14 protein-coding genes and 1 tRNA gene are annotated in these 13,839 nt (G+C 66.7%); 10 read left to right on the top strand and 5 right to left on the bottom strand.

What is annotated here, in order from left to right; translation table 11 throughout:
* Window positions 1–647 precede the first annotated feature (647 nt).
* Entirely contained in the window at window positions 648–1,796 is a 1,149-nt protein-coding gene (locus tag A3CQ_RS53675; protein WP_211216663.1) for an NsdA family TPR-like regulatory protein, read from the top strand.
* On the opposite strand, the gene A3CQ_RS62935 is transcribed toward A3CQ_RS53675, so the two are convergent.
* Window positions 1,765–2,646: an NUDIX domain-containing protein gene (locus A3CQ_RS62935; protein ID WP_245577306.1), complete on the bottom strand. Its 882-nt coding sequence runs from the start codon at window positions 2,644–2,646 to the stop codon at window positions 1,765–1,767. The genes A3CQ_RS53675 and A3CQ_RS62935 overlap by 32 nt on opposite strands.
* 166 nt (window positions 2,647–2,812) lie before the next feature.
* Between A3CQ_RS62935 and A3CQ_RS53680 the strand changes: the two genes are divergently transcribed.
* The gene (locus tag A3CQ_RS53680; protein WP_040432715.1) at window positions 2,813–3,187 is read left to right on the top strand and encodes a hypothetical protein; all 375 of its coding nucleotides are present in this window, start codon (window positions 2,813–2,815) and stop codon (window positions 3,185–3,187) included.
* A gap of 569 nt (window positions 3,188–3,756) precedes the next feature.
* Window positions 3,757–4,611 (top strand): DUF6602 domain-containing protein, encoded by an 855-nt coding sequence (locus A3CQ_RS60970; protein ID WP_157296188.1) that lies wholly within the window; start codon window positions 3,757–3,759, stop codon window positions 4,609–4,611.
* A 4-nt stretch (window positions 4,612–4,615) separates the two neighbouring features.
* On the opposite strand, the gene A3CQ_RS0122920 is transcribed toward A3CQ_RS60970, so the two are convergent.
* A complete protein-coding gene (locus A3CQ_RS0122920) occupies window positions 4,616–5,131 on the bottom strand; it encodes a hypothetical protein (protein WP_020513293.1) in 516 nt (171 codons plus the stop codon).
* A complete protein-coding gene (locus A3CQ_RS59280; RefSeq protein ID WP_040432716.1) occupies window positions 5,128–6,270 on the bottom strand; it encodes an XRE family transcriptional regulator in 1,143 nt (380 codons plus the stop codon). Before A3CQ_RS59280 ends, A3CQ_RS0122920 begins: the two co-directional genes overlap by 4 nt.
* Before the next feature lie 272 nt (window positions 6,271–6,542).
* Here A3CQ_RS59280 and A3CQ_RS60975 point away from each other — a divergent pair.
* Window positions 6,543–6,623 (top strand) — tRNA-Arg (locus A3CQ_RS60975).
* A 264-nt stretch (window positions 6,624–6,887) separates the two neighbouring features.
* Entirely contained in the window at window positions 6,888–7,466 is a 579-nt protein-coding gene (locus A3CQ_RS0122925) for an RICIN domain-containing protein (RefSeq protein WP_157296190.1), read from the top strand.
* A gap of 72 nt (window positions 7,467–7,538) precedes the next feature.
* On the opposite strand, the gene A3CQ_RS53690 is transcribed toward A3CQ_RS0122925, so the two are convergent.
* Window positions 7,539–8,447, bottom strand: coding sequence for an LLM class flavin-dependent oxidoreductase (locus A3CQ_RS53690; protein ID WP_020513295.1), 909 nt, complete (start codon window positions 8,445–8,447; stop codon window positions 7,539–7,541).
* Between the two features lie 188 nt (window positions 8,448–8,635).
* On the opposite strand from A3CQ_RS53690, the gene A3CQ_RS0122935 reads away from it, so the two are divergent.
* A complete protein-coding gene (locus A3CQ_RS0122935) occupies window positions 8,636–9,037 on the top strand; it encodes a DUF6855 family protein (protein WP_026206059.1) in 402 nt (133 codons plus the stop codon).
* A gap of 7 nt (window positions 9,038–9,044) precedes the next feature.
* Here the strand turns inward: A3CQ_RS0122935 and A3CQ_RS0122940 are convergent, their stop codons facing one another.
* Entirely contained in the window at window positions 9,045–10,199 is a 1,155-nt protein-coding gene (locus A3CQ_RS0122940) for an epoxide hydrolase family protein (protein WP_020513297.1), read from the bottom strand.
* A gap of 63 nt (window positions 10,200–10,262) precedes the next feature.
* On the opposite strand from A3CQ_RS0122940, the gene A3CQ_RS0122945 reads away from it, so the two are divergent.
* The 4 genes from A3CQ_RS0122945 to A3CQ_RS0122960 all read left to right on the top strand — a co-directional run bounded on the left by A3CQ_RS0122945 (window position 10,263) and on the right by A3CQ_RS0122960 (window position 13,834).
* Complete coding sequence (locus tag A3CQ_RS0122945; protein WP_020513298.1) at window positions 10,263–11,213, top strand: helix-turn-helix transcriptional regulator; 951 nt, start codon at window positions 10,263–10,265, stop codon at window positions 11,211–11,213.
* A gap of 91 nt (window positions 11,214–11,304) precedes the next feature.
* A complete protein-coding gene (locus A3CQ_RS53695) occupies window positions 11,305–12,267 on the top strand; it encodes an RNA polymerase subunit sigma-70 (protein WP_020513299.1) in 963 nt (320 codons plus the stop codon).
* Between the two features lie 31 nt (window positions 12,268–12,298).
* Window positions 12,299–12,991: an SDR family oxidoreductase gene (locus A3CQ_RS0122955; RefSeq protein WP_020513300.1), complete on the top strand. Its 693-nt coding sequence runs from the start codon at window positions 12,299–12,301 to the stop codon at window positions 12,989–12,991.
* 30 nt (window positions 12,992–13,021) lie between these two features.
* A complete protein-coding gene (locus A3CQ_RS0122960; protein WP_026206061.1) occupies window positions 13,022–13,834 on the top strand; it encodes a glycosyltransferase family 2 protein in 813 nt (270 codons plus the stop codon).
* The last annotated feature ends 5 nt before the right edge of the window (window positions 13,835–13,839 follow it).

Below are 13,839 nucleotides of genomic sequence, written 5' to 3' on the forward strand. Positions count from 1 at the left end.
CCCATTTGATCGATCGTTTAGATAGAGAATTTGGTGCGGTGAATCCCCCTTGCCGGGCCAGCCCGACGAAACGGGCCAGCCCGGCGGAAGAGATCGGCAAGCAGTCGACGTGCGACAACACAGCACGAGCCACATACGGGGAAGATCGGCGCGATATCCGCCCTTGACCGGCGCCCGCTCGCCCTGGGATCGCCAGGGGTCGACCACCTCCGCGGGTGGCTCAATGCGGCGACGCGGGTTCCACCCCAACGCCGGCCCCTTCGCGACAAGGTGCACACACTCGCCGCCAAGAGACGCTCAACCGGAGGACGATGCCTCAACGCCTGTTGCTGACGCCGCCTGGTCTGTTCCCCGCTTCCCAACGGGAGGTAGGACGCCTGACCGGTTCGCACTTCGCAGTTCGGTCAACACTGCCTCTGTGGAGTTCTGCGGCCTACAGTACTAACTAAGCTAGTACTGCGCAACAGCGACCACTCCCCCTCTTCGGGTCTGTGATCTCGGTGGTGGGCCGTTGCACCTAGCTTGTCCGCTGCTAGCCGCTCCGGTCAGAGGACGGCAGGGGACTCGGGGGGACTCGTCCGCCGTGCGCCAGGCTGCCATCATTGCGGTAAGACGCATCGTGACTCGACGATGACCGGGAGCCGTCGATGATGGACGCAACCGACCTGCCGCGCCTCTGTGAACAGCGCGGATGGAAGCATCGCGCCCGCCTGATGCTCGAACTACGCGCCGCAGCTCGCCGAACCAACTACGGTGCTCTGCCAGACGACGACAGCCTGAAGCGGATGATCCGGGAGTGGATTCACGGGCGGCGCGGCTTGTCAACCGAGTACGCCGATCTCTTCGCAGAGGTGTTCGCAGTGCCGTTCGCTGTGGGCAAGCCAAGCGGAACGCAGTTGATGACACCGATCAATAGCGCGGATCTTTCCGCACGGCTGAACGCCGCGGAAACACTTGACGGTTCGCTAATTGCGCTGCTTGAAGCGCAGACGGACTCCTTCCGCGCGCTCGATCGGCAGCTCGGAGCGTCCCGTCTGTTGCAGCAGACCGAGGCGCACGTTGATCAGATGACGGACCTATGGCGCTATGCGCTCCCCGGCCCGCATCGCTCGGCGCTGGCCGCCGCTGTGGCCGAGGCTTCCGCGCTGGCAGGGTGGCAGGCGCTCGATCTAGGCGATCCGCATAAGGCGTGGTCTCTCCACGAGACTGCGAAGTCAGCAGCTCGGGAGAGTGAAGACCGCGCGATCATCGCTCACGTCACTGCCCAGCAGGCGTACGCGCTGCTTGACCTTGACCGACCACAGAACGCCGTGGCCCTGATTCAGCACGCGCGCACCGACGCGGACGGGTACATACCGGCAATGCTTCGGTCGTGGCTGTGGGCCGCCGAGGCCGAGGCGCTGGCCGCCACGGGAGCGGCGAGCCCGGCACAAGACGCGCTCGACGAAGCAGGCCGCGCCTTGCCGGACCAAGGTTGTAGCGACAGCCTGCCGTACCTGTTCTTGAACGACGTGCACCTCGCGCGTTGGCGAGGGCATTGCCTCGCCCGGCTTGGGAAAGCCGAGGCGATACAGGAGCTGACGGACGCCGTGGGGCGCCTCGATCCAACGTTCACACGCGCCGCGGCCGGACACCGGTGCGACCTCGCTTTGGCCTACTCGGTGCGTGGCCAGCACGAGGAAGCGCGGGCCGAGGCTCGCGCGGCCGAGGCACTGGCCACCCGAGCCTCATCTGTCCGGCAACGCCGTCGCATTGCCCAATTGCTCACGAGCGGCGCCGCGCCGTCGGGCCACTGATCGCGAGCACGTGCAGCAACGCAACCAACGTTCCTGAGTTGCTGACCTGCCCCTGCTCGATGAGGCTCGGCACCTGCGCGAGCGGCACCCACTCCATGCGCTGCATCTCGGTCTTCTCGGTTGGTTCACCTACCCGCTCGGCGCCTCGGGCAATGAACACGTGGTGAGGCGTGTTGACCATGCCAATCATCGGCTCGAACGTCACAAGGTGCTCGATGTTGCGGGGACGGTAACCCGTCTCTTCTTCGATCTCTCGTGCTGCGGTCTGGGCCGGCTCTTCCCCTTCATCTACGAGACCGCCGGGCAGTTCCCAATTCCACAGGTCCGGCACGAACCGATGCCGCCACAACAGCAGTACGTGGGTGAGATCGTCGTTCAGCATGGCAGTCATCGCCGCCGAGGGCATCCACACCGTGTGGTGCTCGAAGCGCTGGCCGTCCGGCAGCTCCACATCGGTCATGTAGAGCTTGATCCACTCACTCTCGTATAGCGGCCTGCTCCCATGCACAACCCATCGGCTGACATCGTCCGGCGTCGGTGTGTCGATCTCGGCAAGATCGGCGGTTGGGGACTTGCCGCTGCCGCGGGGCCGACCACCGACCCCCGCACGTACACGCGACTCCTGCCAGCTAGTGATCCTGACCGGCTGCCAGAGATGGGTACGGCTGCCGATCGTTTGATCAGGCGCTGGCATTTGGCCACGCTTCCGGTAAGTGCTGACGGCAGCCGGCTCGATGCCGAGATACGCCGCAACGTCTTTGGTCGTCCACCACTCGGCTTCCGGATCTGGCTGCGCAGTCGTCGTCACCGGCTCATTCTCTCTGATCGAGCGACGCTCAACCACGCCCACGCTCGCCACGCTCACTCCGCCTCCAGTCGGCATGTTGGCATCTGGCTCGAAAGGCGGTACGACCCGTAGAGAAACCAGGCCAAGTGCTGCTCCAATCGAAGAAGCTCGCTGCAGCGCGCCTCGCTGCGCCGGTCACGTGTGTTGTAGATCTTGGAGGTATGACGGGATGGGCCGTTTCTGGAATGCCGCGACAGATCAGGCGGGCCGGGAATTCGGCGCCCGTCACTACCGCTGGTTCGCCGGCGCCCGAATCGCCCGTGGCGTGGCTCCGGCGCTCTTGACCGTGCTCGGCGCTGTCGGAGTCGTCGTCGCCCTCATTGCTGGCTACCGCTGGCTGTCTCCGGACTGGTCCGCAGTTGGCACCCGTATCGGCAACTGGGGATCGGTTGCCGGCGTCGGAGCCCTATGGATCATCGGAGGGATCGCCGCCGCGGCTGCCATGATCGTTCTTCTACGTTATGTCGTGCGGAACTGGTGGCGCGTTTCGCTCTTCAGGCCGATGCGACTACGCCGGCCGATGTGGTGGTTCCGGAGGTTCTAGCGACAGCGGCCGAGGGCCGACCCGAAGACCCCCTCATCGCCGAGGGTCACTGCCGCCTCGACGCGTACCGTCCCATCGGCGCCGCGTATCCAGGACGTCTCCCAACGCTACGTGCAGCTCGCGGAGCACTTCGACATCGGCTCGGGTCCATTCACGTACATGGCCGGATCGGCCTGGGTCGAGCGGAACGCCAACAGCAAGCACTGATGCGAACGCTTCCGTAAATCGCCGAGCCGCAGCGAAGTACGCCGTCCGCGCCTGCGCTGCCTCTCGTTCCAGGTTCGTGCCGCCCACTCGCCGATAGTACGCATGTTCGATGAACGACCGCCCCCGTAAAGCCACGGATCGTCGAGGAGCGCCGCGCCCAAATCCCAGCGGCCAGCCAGAACGTCGGCACTTGATCCACCAGCCTGCCGATCCGCGGCAACCGTAGCCCGTGCTGCCGACGCGCGTCGCCAACCCCGTCCCGATAGGCTTCTCGGCTAGCTATGACAGCTCGGCCTGCGCGCCGGGCGGCCGACGGGCGTTAGGCATCGAGGCCCCCGACCCGGTCTGACGAAGGGTTGCCGATGGGGATCATAGACGAATATTGGACAGGAACCCTCCAGCGGTTACAAGCGGAGGTCGAGGTGTTCAACCGTCTGATCGCACACCAGGCCGAGCGAGGTCGCGAAAACGAGCTGTCACTGGCACGCTTGCTGGAAAACCTTATCCCCGGGCGATTTGGCATCGGCACCGGTTTGCTATTCGACGGTAGGGGGAAATATTCCAAGCAAATGGATCTACTACTCTTTGATCGCATCGACTCACCGACCATCCTTGCACAGACGAATCAACTTCTATATCCAGTCGAAGAAATCCGCCTCTGCATCGAGATCAAGAGTCGTCTTGTAAAGGCAGGCGTTGAGGATGCAGCAAAGAAGAAGGACTCTGTGCAAGCCCTGCAACCGGCAGAGCAATATCGGAGCCCTACATTTGCGCTCTTCGCCTACGACGCCGACACTGCACCTGAAACCGTCGGACAGCACCTGGCCTCACTGGCCGATGCTCGCAAGCCTGACTTGACCTGCGTCCTGGATCCTGGAATTCTGGCAGGCCAGCGTCGGCTACTTGACCCGTCTTCGGACGACAGCTCACACATGTGCGGACTAACGCTGCTGCATGAGCTGGACCCGGACGGTGCAAGAATGCGCGGAAGGTACGTCGTAGCCGATCCCACAAAGGGCTACGATCGACAGGCACACAATGGCTCCGTATATCCGGTTGTCGACTTCAATGGCCAGCAGGTTTTGAGTGATCCGTCGCGCGCATTGCTCCTATTCTGCGAAGCATTCATACGCCTACTTGCCGAGCAAGAAAGTCGCCCTCGGCCCGTTTTAAGCCACTACCTCGACGCCCCATATCGGGACATTCAGCCAGTATAGGAAATTAGGCCATCAAAGGCTTTATTACGGCCTTAACGAAGTCCATCGGAGTAACCGTATCTACGCCCAGCTTGCCACAGACCTCGCCAAGCGGCGCGCGGCCGGGGCGCGAACGGAAGTCATTGGTGATCACAGTGCATGTCAGGCCGCTTGCCGTGAGTTCCATGACGTAGCCAACAACTGCAACGATGCAGGTTCCCTGCCGACCGTCGACCACCGGGTCAAGTCCCTCGGGGTAACCGTTGGCCTGCGCCCATCCTTGCGCTTTACGTTTCGCTCCCCAGGAAATCGTGCAATCCATGCTGGCACGGATAGCATCCATCCAGATACACAAGCGGGCATCGGCTTCGAGGTCTGCCTTCCTCTTGACGTCGTCGCAGACTTCCGGCGGGAATCGCAAGGTACGGTCAACGACAAGCACACCCATGGTCTCGCACAGTGCGACGTGCTGATTCGAGGGTGTCATCTCCAAAAAGGAGAAGAAGGCGCGGTCGTCCGGCAGATAGATTGGCGAACTCACTCCGATGCGCCCTCGGAGTAGATCTTACGCAGTTCCTTCAGATCAGCGCGGGAGAGACTAAGGATGTCGATCAAGTCTGCGGGATCAAGATCTCCAGCTTGCTCCGCATCAATAAGACGTCCTACGTACCCGCGGCCATAGCGTTGAAGTCGGACGCGGGCTCGCGTCTGCCGCGGGCCGCCTACAGCGAAGCCGCGCCTAGACTCCTTGGACGCCACCTGGTCAATTAGCTGGTATAGGCCTTGCGCAGCCAGTCCGATAAGCTCCAAGCGGTAGGCCATGGCGCGTAGACTGACGCTGAATCGATTCGCAGCGCGTCGAACCTGCTCAAACGTGCTAACACTGACTTCACCAAATTGCTGCGCCACGTATGTTCGCAGCGTTGGCCCTGGCATCAAGAAGGCGCCGGCGACCGCATCACACCAGCGCTCGACTTGACTCCCGGGGACGACATCACATATTGATTCGTCGCCCAGCATGAGATGGGAACATTCGTGAGCATATGAGAATGTTCGTGCGCGAGTGTCATCCCGAGTGTTGATCGCCAATATCGGAGCGACCATGTCGGGCAGCGAGAACCCGCGGAAGCCCCCCTCACTAAGCGTGACATTCAGCGCGACGACACCGTTGGCCTCAATGCGCTCCCTCAGGAGCTTCGGAACCTCAAACTCTGTTGCCTTGATCTGATCCGTGGTCGACCAGCTAAGCCACGCTCTCATCCTGTCCGCAACGGCTTCTGGCTGATCTTTTAGAGCCGCAGGTGGCACGAACGCGTGTTTGTCGCTCGTCTCGGCAAGCCAACGAGAAACCCGCTGCAGACTCTGCGCGAGTTTGACAGCCTTCAAGTCGTCAGGCGATGGCTCATGAACACGGGCACCGCCGGCCGAGCCGCGAAAGCGAGCAGTGCTCGCAGAAGGCGGTGGTGGTGATGCCAAGAAGAAGAACGACTCGGGTCGATCAAGCAGCCGGATGAGCCGATCAAAGTTGGTCTTGTTTGGCTCCGCCGCTCCGGCCACCCAGCTCTTCACCGTGGTCACTGGCACGCCGAGCCGGGTCGCAACCTCCGTGTCGGTGAGGCCCGCTTCGCGAATCGCCCAGGCCAGCACCGACCCGTTGATTGGGATCAAGACGGCGGCCATGCACCGATTGAATCACTGCCGCTACGCAGGGTCGAGACTAGGACCCCATCTGTCAGATAGTGGCGTATGACTAGTGCTGATCAAGTTGGGACCGCTTGTGGCGATGCGCCCGACAGGGGTCGTCACAGTGGACTGGCGGAAGAGGGGGGCGTGCGTCTGCCGAGTCGGGCCGGGCGGCCGGCCAACGCCCCCGTTGGAGGGCTGGATCCGCCGGACGCGGCAAATGAGCGGCCAAGTTCAGGAGGTTTGCGGACTCGCTGCGGCGTTCGTCCTGGTCAGTGGCCTGAACCATCTGGCACGACCGTCGCCCTCCGGAGGCGAAAGCGCAGGTTCGAATCCTGCCGGGGGCACCAGTTTGGGCGAGGTTTGCTCGCGGAAAGCGCGAGCCATCAACTGGTGCTATTTCTCCTGGGGCCCGAGCCCCAGACCCCACGCCGGGGGCAAGCCCCCGGACCCCACGCGTTTACGGTCTGCGGGTCGGGCTGATGCTCGCGTCGTCGCCGCTCCCCTTCGCCGGGCATTGATACGCCAGGGCGTCGCTGGAAAGATGGCCTTCGATATCGTCGTCTTTACGGGGGTAAAGAATGAGACGCGTTCGATCCGTCATCGCAGCGGGCTTGGCCGGTCTTGCAGTGGTGGTGCTCAGTCCGGGCATCGCGCGGGCTGCCGCTCCGTCCACCGGCAGGTGGTACACGTTTGAAAACACGGCCACCAACTACTACGCCGCCGTCGCTGGTAACAGCACCGTCAACGGGGGCAAGGTCATCCAGTGGGACGGTCCGTACGTTCCGGGCAACCCTGGCACGTACCGCACCGAGCAGGAATGGCAGGTCTACGACCCGGACGGCGACGACTGGTTCTTCCTGATCAACGCCAACAGCCAGAAGGTCATGGGAGTCAGCGGCGGAGCGACGGCCAACGGCTCGGGAGTCATCCAGTGGGATCGCCAGAACGGCAACACCGACCAGCAGTGGACGTTCGTCGCTCAGGGCGCATCCCCGTCCTCGACGACCAACATCCCGACCTCGTCGTTGAACTACCTGAAGAACCGTAAGAGCGGCCGGTGCCTGGCGGTCGCCGGGGGCAACGACGGCAACGACGTTCGAGGCCAGCAATTGATCCTCTTTGACTGCGACATGGCCCACCACCAGACCGGCACCGACGACCGGATCTGGTACGCCTTCCGCACGGTCTGAGACCGGGCGCCGACCGCCCACGCGGCACAGTCCGGGGGCACGACCCCCGGACTGTCACGGCCGGTCGGCTGGTCAGGCGCGGCGCAGCTGCGCCAGGAGCGGAAGCGATCGAAGCGGGTTCTCGTCGAAATGCCAGAAGACGTGGCCGACGCCCAGCTTCGCGGCCTTCTCCAAGTCGGCCGCGACCTGCTCGGGCGAGCCGAGCAGCGGTCCGGGCTCGCGTACCGGATCTTCGGTGACGTTGCCGTTCACCTGCAACATTATCGGCAGCGCATCCGGCTCGTGACCGGCGGCGCCCGCCGCCGCCCGGAACGTCGCGATGCTTTCGCTGACCGTGTTCCAGTCGAAAATCACCAGCGTCAGTCCCAGACCGAGCCGTCCCGCGCGTTGAAGCGCCGACGGAGCGCCGGCGCCCACCACCACGCCGGGGCCACCCGCGCGTACCGGCTTCGGGCCGATGTCGGCTTCGGGAATGCGGTAGTGCCGGCCCGCGAAACTCACGGGATCGGGTCCCCAGACCGCACGCATGGCCAGCAAGTGCTCCTCGAATCCCGCGCCACGCGTGCTCATCGAGACGCCCGCGGCCTCGAACTCCTGCGCCATCCAGCCCTGGCCGATGCCGGCGATGAGCCGACCGCCGCTGAGCCGGTCGAGGGTGGCGAGCCGGCGAGCGAGGATGACCGGGCTCTGGAAGAGTGCGTCCAGCACACTGGTCCCCAGACTGATTCGGCTCGTGCGGGCCGCGACATAGGTCAACGTTTCGATCGGGTCGTACACCGACGCGAAGTCGTCCGGCGCCTCCATGACCGGCCCGCCCGGGCCGCCCATGGCGATCGGCACCGTCGGCCGCATCAGACGATCCCAGGACCAGACCGAGTCCAGCCCGATACGCTCGGCCTCCTCGGCGACCTCAGCAATGCTCGCCGGTGACGCGACCTGCCCCGCCACCGGCAGATGCACGCCCAACTTGATCGACGTCATGTCGTCCTCCCATGGTCTCTGCCTGGGTAGACCGGCTCAGTCGCGCGTTCTCATCGGTCGCCGCGGCGAAGGGCTCCGGGAATCCACCAGATCGAAACCGCACGGACGTGCGGAATTGGCCGTCCCGGGACCAATTTCGGATGGCACGCGTATCTGGCCACCTAGAGTCAGGGGGACGAGGAGGGGTCATGGCTGGGGGGACCAAGGAAGATCCGTGGGTGTTGCGGACACCGCCCGGGTCGTCGGAGTACACCATGTATCGCGACGAGGCCGCCGACCCGCCCGCGCTGGTCTGCCAGGTCGGGTCGACCCGGCTCACCTACCGGCTGCGGGCGGTCGAGGATCTGCACGCGTGGCTTCGGGAGAAGGGCGACTGGGTGCCGCTCGGCGCCGCCGACGAGAACAAGCCCGCGGGCGACGGCACGGTTGAGGCGTGGGGGCGCTCGCCGGACAATCCGGTCGGCGGCTGGTACGGGTTGCGCAAGGGATACCGCGGCCGGTTCGGCATGTACCTGCCGCCGCTGCTGGAGGAGCTTCGGCTGGCCGAGGTGACCCACGAGGCCCGCAACAATCGTGTTCGCGCGCTCTGACATCGGCTCAGCGCAGCGAGCCGAAGAACTCGCGGATGTCGCCGACCAGCAGATCCGGGGCCTCCATCGCGGCGAAATGCCCGCCGCGGCCGAACTCGGACCAGTGCACGATGGTGTGTTCGAGCTCGAGGGTCCGCCGGATCGATACGTCAAGCGGGAACACCGCGACCCCGGTCGGCACCGTGGACCGCTCGCTCGCGCCCCAGGCTCCGGCATGCGCCGTCTCGTAGTAGCTGTTCGCCGATGACCCGGCCGTTCCGGTCAGCCAGTACAGCATCACGTTGGTGAGCAGCAGGTCCCGGTCCACCGCGTCCTCGGGCAGCTCGGCGGCCGGGTCGGTCCACTCCTTGAACTTCTCCACGATCCACGCCAGCTGCCCGGCCGGGGAGTCGTGCAGCCCGTGTGCCAAGGTCTGCGGCCGGCTGATCTGCATCATCACGTAGCCGGACTGCTCGGATCTCAGGTACTCCATGCGCTTCAGCCGGGCCTGCTCGGCCTCGGTCAGCTCGCCCATCTCGTCCGGGTTGACGTCGGAAAACGCGGACACCCCGTTCACGTGCACGCCGACGACCTTGCCGGGGTTGAGTCGGCCGAGGCCCGGCGAGACGACCGCGCCGGTATCGCCGCCCTGCGCGCCGTAGCGTTCGTAGCCGAGCCGGTCCATAAGCTCGGCGAACGCCCTGGTCACCCGATTGGTGTCCCAGCCGGCCTCGCCGGTCGGGCCGGAGAGTCCGCTGCCGGGGATCGACGGGATCACCAGGTGGAACGCGTCCGCCGGGTCACCGCCGTGGGCGCGGGGGTCGGTCAGCGGGCCGATGACCGGCAGGAACTCCACGATCGAACCCGGCCACCCGTGGGTCAAGATCAGCGGCAGCGCGTCCGGCTCGGGCGAGCGTACGTGCAGGAAGTGGATGTTCTGCCCGTCGATCTCGGTGGTGAACTGCGGGTACCCGTTCAGCTCCCGCTCGTGGACACGCCAGTCGTACCCATCGCGCCAGTACTCGGCCAGCCCTCTGAGGTAGCTCACCGGCACGCCGCGACTCCAGCCGACACCGGGCAGGTCCGTGGTCCACCTGGTCCGGCCGAGCCGATCCCGCAGATCGTCCAGGTCGGCCTGGGCAATGTCGATGGTGAAGGGCCGAATCTCGCTGTTGTTCTCCATACCGAGAACGCTACGAGCCGGTTAGGTCAGGTTCAGTCCTAGGCGAATGACAGACTTCGAACCATGTGGGAAACCTCGGCACGACTACTGCGGCTGCTGTCGCTCCTGCAGACCCGGCGCGACTGGTCCGGCGCCGAGCTGGCCGAGCGGTTGGAGATTACGCCGCGCACCGTGCGCCGGGACATCGACCGGCTGCGCGCCCTCGGCTATCCCGTGCTGGCCACCGCGGGCACCGCCGGCTACCGGCTCGGCGCCGGGGCGGATCTTCCACCGCTGCTGCTCGACGACGACGAGGCGGTCGCGGTGGCGATGGGCCTGCGTACGGCCGTCGGCGGTTCGATCACCGGCATCGAGGAGACCTCGGTACGGGCCCTGGCCAAGCTGGAACAGGTTCTGCCGTCCCGGCTGCGCCACCGGATCAACAGCCTACGGTCGGCGACGGTGCCGATGATCGACACCGGCCCGACCGTCGACCCGAGCACCCTCACCGCGATCGCCGCCGCCTGCCGCGACTCGCTGCGCTTGCGCTTCGACTACCGCAGCCACGACGGCACCAGCAGCATCCGTGCGACCGAGCCGCACCGGCTCGTCCACACGGGCCGGCGCTGGTACCTCATCGGCTGGGACGTCGACCGCCAGGACTGGCGTACCTACCGCGTGGACCGCCTGGACCCCCGCACACCCCACGGCCCCCGGTTCACTCCCCGTACCCCACCGGACCCTGACCTCAGCGGCTACACCTCGCGGGCAATCTCCACTTCGGCCTACCGCTACCAGGCCCGGTTCACCCTGCATGTCAGCGCCGAGACCGCGGCCGAGCGGATCACGCCCACCACCGCAGCGCTGGAGCCGATCGACGACCACAGCTGCACCCTGCGGGCCGGCTCCAACTCACTGGATGAGCTGGCCATCTACGTGGCCGGCAAGGGGTTCGACTTCCAGGTCCACGAGCCCCCGGAACTCATCGACCACATCAGGAAGCTGGTAGCCCGCCTCGCCGCCGCGACGAGCTAGGACCAGCCGGGCGAAAGCCGCTCCGAGAAATGGGCGAGGATCCCGGTGAATTGCGGCTCGCGCGCGTATCTATACAGGGAGAGGAGGGACTGTGGCGGACGAGACGGGGTTCGCGGAGGCGGCGGAGCCGCTGCGGCGGGAGATTCTGGCGCACTGCTACCGGATGCTCGGTTCGGGCGCCGACGCCGAGGACGCGGTTCAGGAGACGTACCTGCGGGCGTGGCGGGGCTTCGACGGGTTCGAGGGCCGGGCCTCGATGCGGACGTGGCTGCATCAGATCGCCACGAACGTCTGTCTGCGGTCACTCGAGCGAGCGCAGAAAGGCCGTCGCGTGCTGCCGGCCGGGCTGGACGACCCGACCACCGACTGGGTGGCACGGGCCCGGCCGGCGCCCGCCGAGACCCGCTGGGTGGGGCCGCTGCCGATCGATCCGGCGGACGCGGCCGGCACGCGCGAGCAGGTGCGCCTCGCCTTCGTCGCCGCACTGCAGCACCTGCCGGCGAAGCAGCGGGCGGCTCTGCTCCTGCGGGACGTCGCGGACCTGCCCGCCGAGGAGGTGGCCGAGGCCCTCGGCATGACCCGGGTCGCGGTGAACAGTGCCCTGCTGCGCGCCCGGGAGCGGATCTCACGGGAGGCGCCCGAGCCAGACGAGCTCAGCGAGCCCGGCGACGCCGGTCTTAAGGCCAAATTGATCCGGTACGTCGACGCGTTCGAGCGCGCGGACGTCGGCGCCCTCGCGGCGGTGCTGCGCGAGGACGTCACGCTGGAGATGCCGCCGCACGCCACCTGGTTCGCTGGGCGCGACGCGGTGCTCGGTTTCCTGGGCGGGCACGTGCTGCTCGAGCCGGGACGGTTCGCGATGCGTCCGGTGACCCCGACCGCCAACGGCCAGCCCACGTACGCCATGTATCTGAACGGCGAGGCGCACGCCCTGCAGGTCCTCGACCCGGACCGCGGCGGCATCCGGCGGATCCACATCTTCCTGCAGCCGGAGTTGCTGCCGATTTTCGGGCAGCCGGTGACTCTGCCCGCCGGGCCGGATCTCCATAGCTGACATCAGCTCACTGGAGGAAACGATGACAGCAATGGCAGGAAAGTCCGTGGTCGTGGTCGGCGGCACCCGCGGCCTGGGGCTCGGCGTCGCCCGGGCCGCCCGTGACGCCGGGGCGCGGGTGACGGTGGTCGCCCGCCGGGTCGAGCCCGACCAGGGGATCCAGGGCGACGCGACAGACGAGACCTTCGCCGAGAAGGTGCTCGCCGACCGGAACCCCGAGTTGCTGGTCGTGACGGCGGGCGCGGTCCCGGCGATGGGGCCGCTGACCGGGCAGACCTGGGAGACGTTCTCGACCAACTGGCACACCGACGTCCGGATCGCGTTCTCCTGGCTACGGGCCGCGCTGCGGACTCCGCTCGCGCCCGGCTCGCGGGTCGTCATCTTCGGCAGCGGCGCCGAGCTGCGCGGCTCACCGCTCAGCGGCGGTTACGCCGGCGCGAAGGCCACCGTACGGCTGATCACCGGCTACGCGGCGGGCGAGGCCCGGGACCTGGGCATCGCGATGACGACGGTGCTGCCGCTGATCACGCCCGGCACCGCGGTCGGCGAGGCCGCGGTCGAGGCGTACGGGAAAAAGGATCCGGAGCAGTTCCGCGCGGGTCTGACGTCGACCCCGGAGTCCGTGGGCGCGGCGATCATGGGCCTGGCGACCGCGTCCGACCCGATGGCGAGCGCCTACGTCGTCGACGGCGCCGGCCTGCGAACGCTGGAGAACCGGCAGTGACCGCCCGGCGAAACGTATAGCCTTTTCGGTGTGGTTCCACCGGTTTGCGTGTGTATCCCGGCCTACCAGGCGGGGCGGTACATCCGGGGCACGGTGGAGAGCGTGCTGGCGCAGACGTTCCGGGACTTCGAGGTCGTGGTCCTGGAGAACGGGCTGACCGACGACACCGGTGAGATCGTGGCCGGTTTCTCCGATCCACGGGTGCGGCTCGAGCGGAACGAGACCGTGCTGCCGATGCCGGAGAACTGGAATCGGGTGGTCGCGCTCACCGGTTCGCCGCTGGTCAAGGTGCTGTGCGCGGACGACATGATCTATCCGCGCTGCCTGGAGACGCAGGTCGCGGCCATGCGGGTCGCGCCGTCGGCGGCGCTGGTCGCCTGCCGGCGGGACCTGATCGACGCCGAGGGCGGCACGATCGACACCGGCGGCGGCCTGCGCGGGCTGATCGGGCGGCGCACCGGCGGCGAGGTGGCGCGCGCGATCGTGCGGCACGGGGGCAACCCGATCGGCGAGCCGGGCTCGGTGCTCTTCCGGCGCACGGCCTTCGAAGCCACCGGCGGCTTCTCCGGCGACCAGCGGCTGCTCATGGACCTCGACATGTGGGTACGCCTGCTCGACCACGGTGAACTGGTCGGGCAGGCCGAGAGCCTCGCCGCGTTCCGGCTGCACGACGCCTCGACCACGAGCCGGGTCGCGGTGGAGCAGAAGGCGGCCCAGGCGGCGCTGGTCCACCAGATCGCGGCCAGCCACAGCGTGCCCGCCGCCGACCGGCTGATCGGCGCCGTGATGGCCAGGGTGGGCCGCCTCTACTGGAACCACCTGCAGTCCAAGGCCGGCACTTGACCCCG

Source organism: Paractinoplanes globisporus DSM 43857 (assembly GCF_000379645.1).
Classification (GTDB): domain Bacteria; phylum Actinomycetota; class Actinomycetes; order Mycobacteriales; family Micromonosporaceae; genus Actinoplanes; species Actinoplanes globisporus.

What these genes read in the sequence shown, in the direction of transcription:
- A3CQ_RS53675 (WP_211216663.1), top strand. Translation starts at nt 648, where the DNA reads ATGATGGACGCAACCGACCTGCCGCGCCTCTGTGAACAGCGCGGATGG.
- A3CQ_RS53680 (WP_040432715.1), top strand. Translation starts at nt 2,813, where the DNA reads ATGGGCCGTTTCTGGAATGCCGCGACAGATCAGGCGGGCCGGGAATTC.
- A3CQ_RS60970 (WP_157296188.1), top strand. Translation starts at nt 3,757, where the DNA reads ATGGGGATCATAGACGAATATTGGACAGGAACCCTCCAGCGGTTACAA.
- A3CQ_RS59280 (WP_040432716.1), bottom strand. Translation starts at nt 6,270, where the DNA reads ATGGCCGCCGTCTTGATCCCAATCAACGGGTCGGTGCTGGCCTGGGCG.
- A3CQ_RS53690 (WP_020513295.1), bottom strand. Translation starts at nt 8,447, where the DNA reads ATGACGTCGATCAAGTTGGGCGTGCATCTGCCGGTGGCGGGGCAGGTC.
- A3CQ_RS0122935 (WP_026206059.1), top strand. Translation starts at nt 8,636, where the DNA reads ATGGCTGGGGGGACCAAGGAAGATCCGTGGGTGTTGCGGACACCGCCC.
- A3CQ_RS0122940 (WP_020513297.1), bottom strand. Translation starts at nt 10,199, where the DNA reads ATGGAGAACAACAGCGAGATTCGGCCCTTCACCATCGACATTGCCCAG.
- A3CQ_RS0122945 (WP_020513298.1), top strand. Translation starts at nt 10,263, where the DNA reads ATGTGGGAAACCTCGGCACGACTACTGCGGCTGCTGTCGCTCCTGCAG.
- A3CQ_RS0122955 (WP_020513300.1), top strand. Translation starts at nt 12,299, where the DNA reads ATGGCAGGAAAGTCCGTGGTCGTGGTCGGCGGCACCCGCGGCCTGGGG.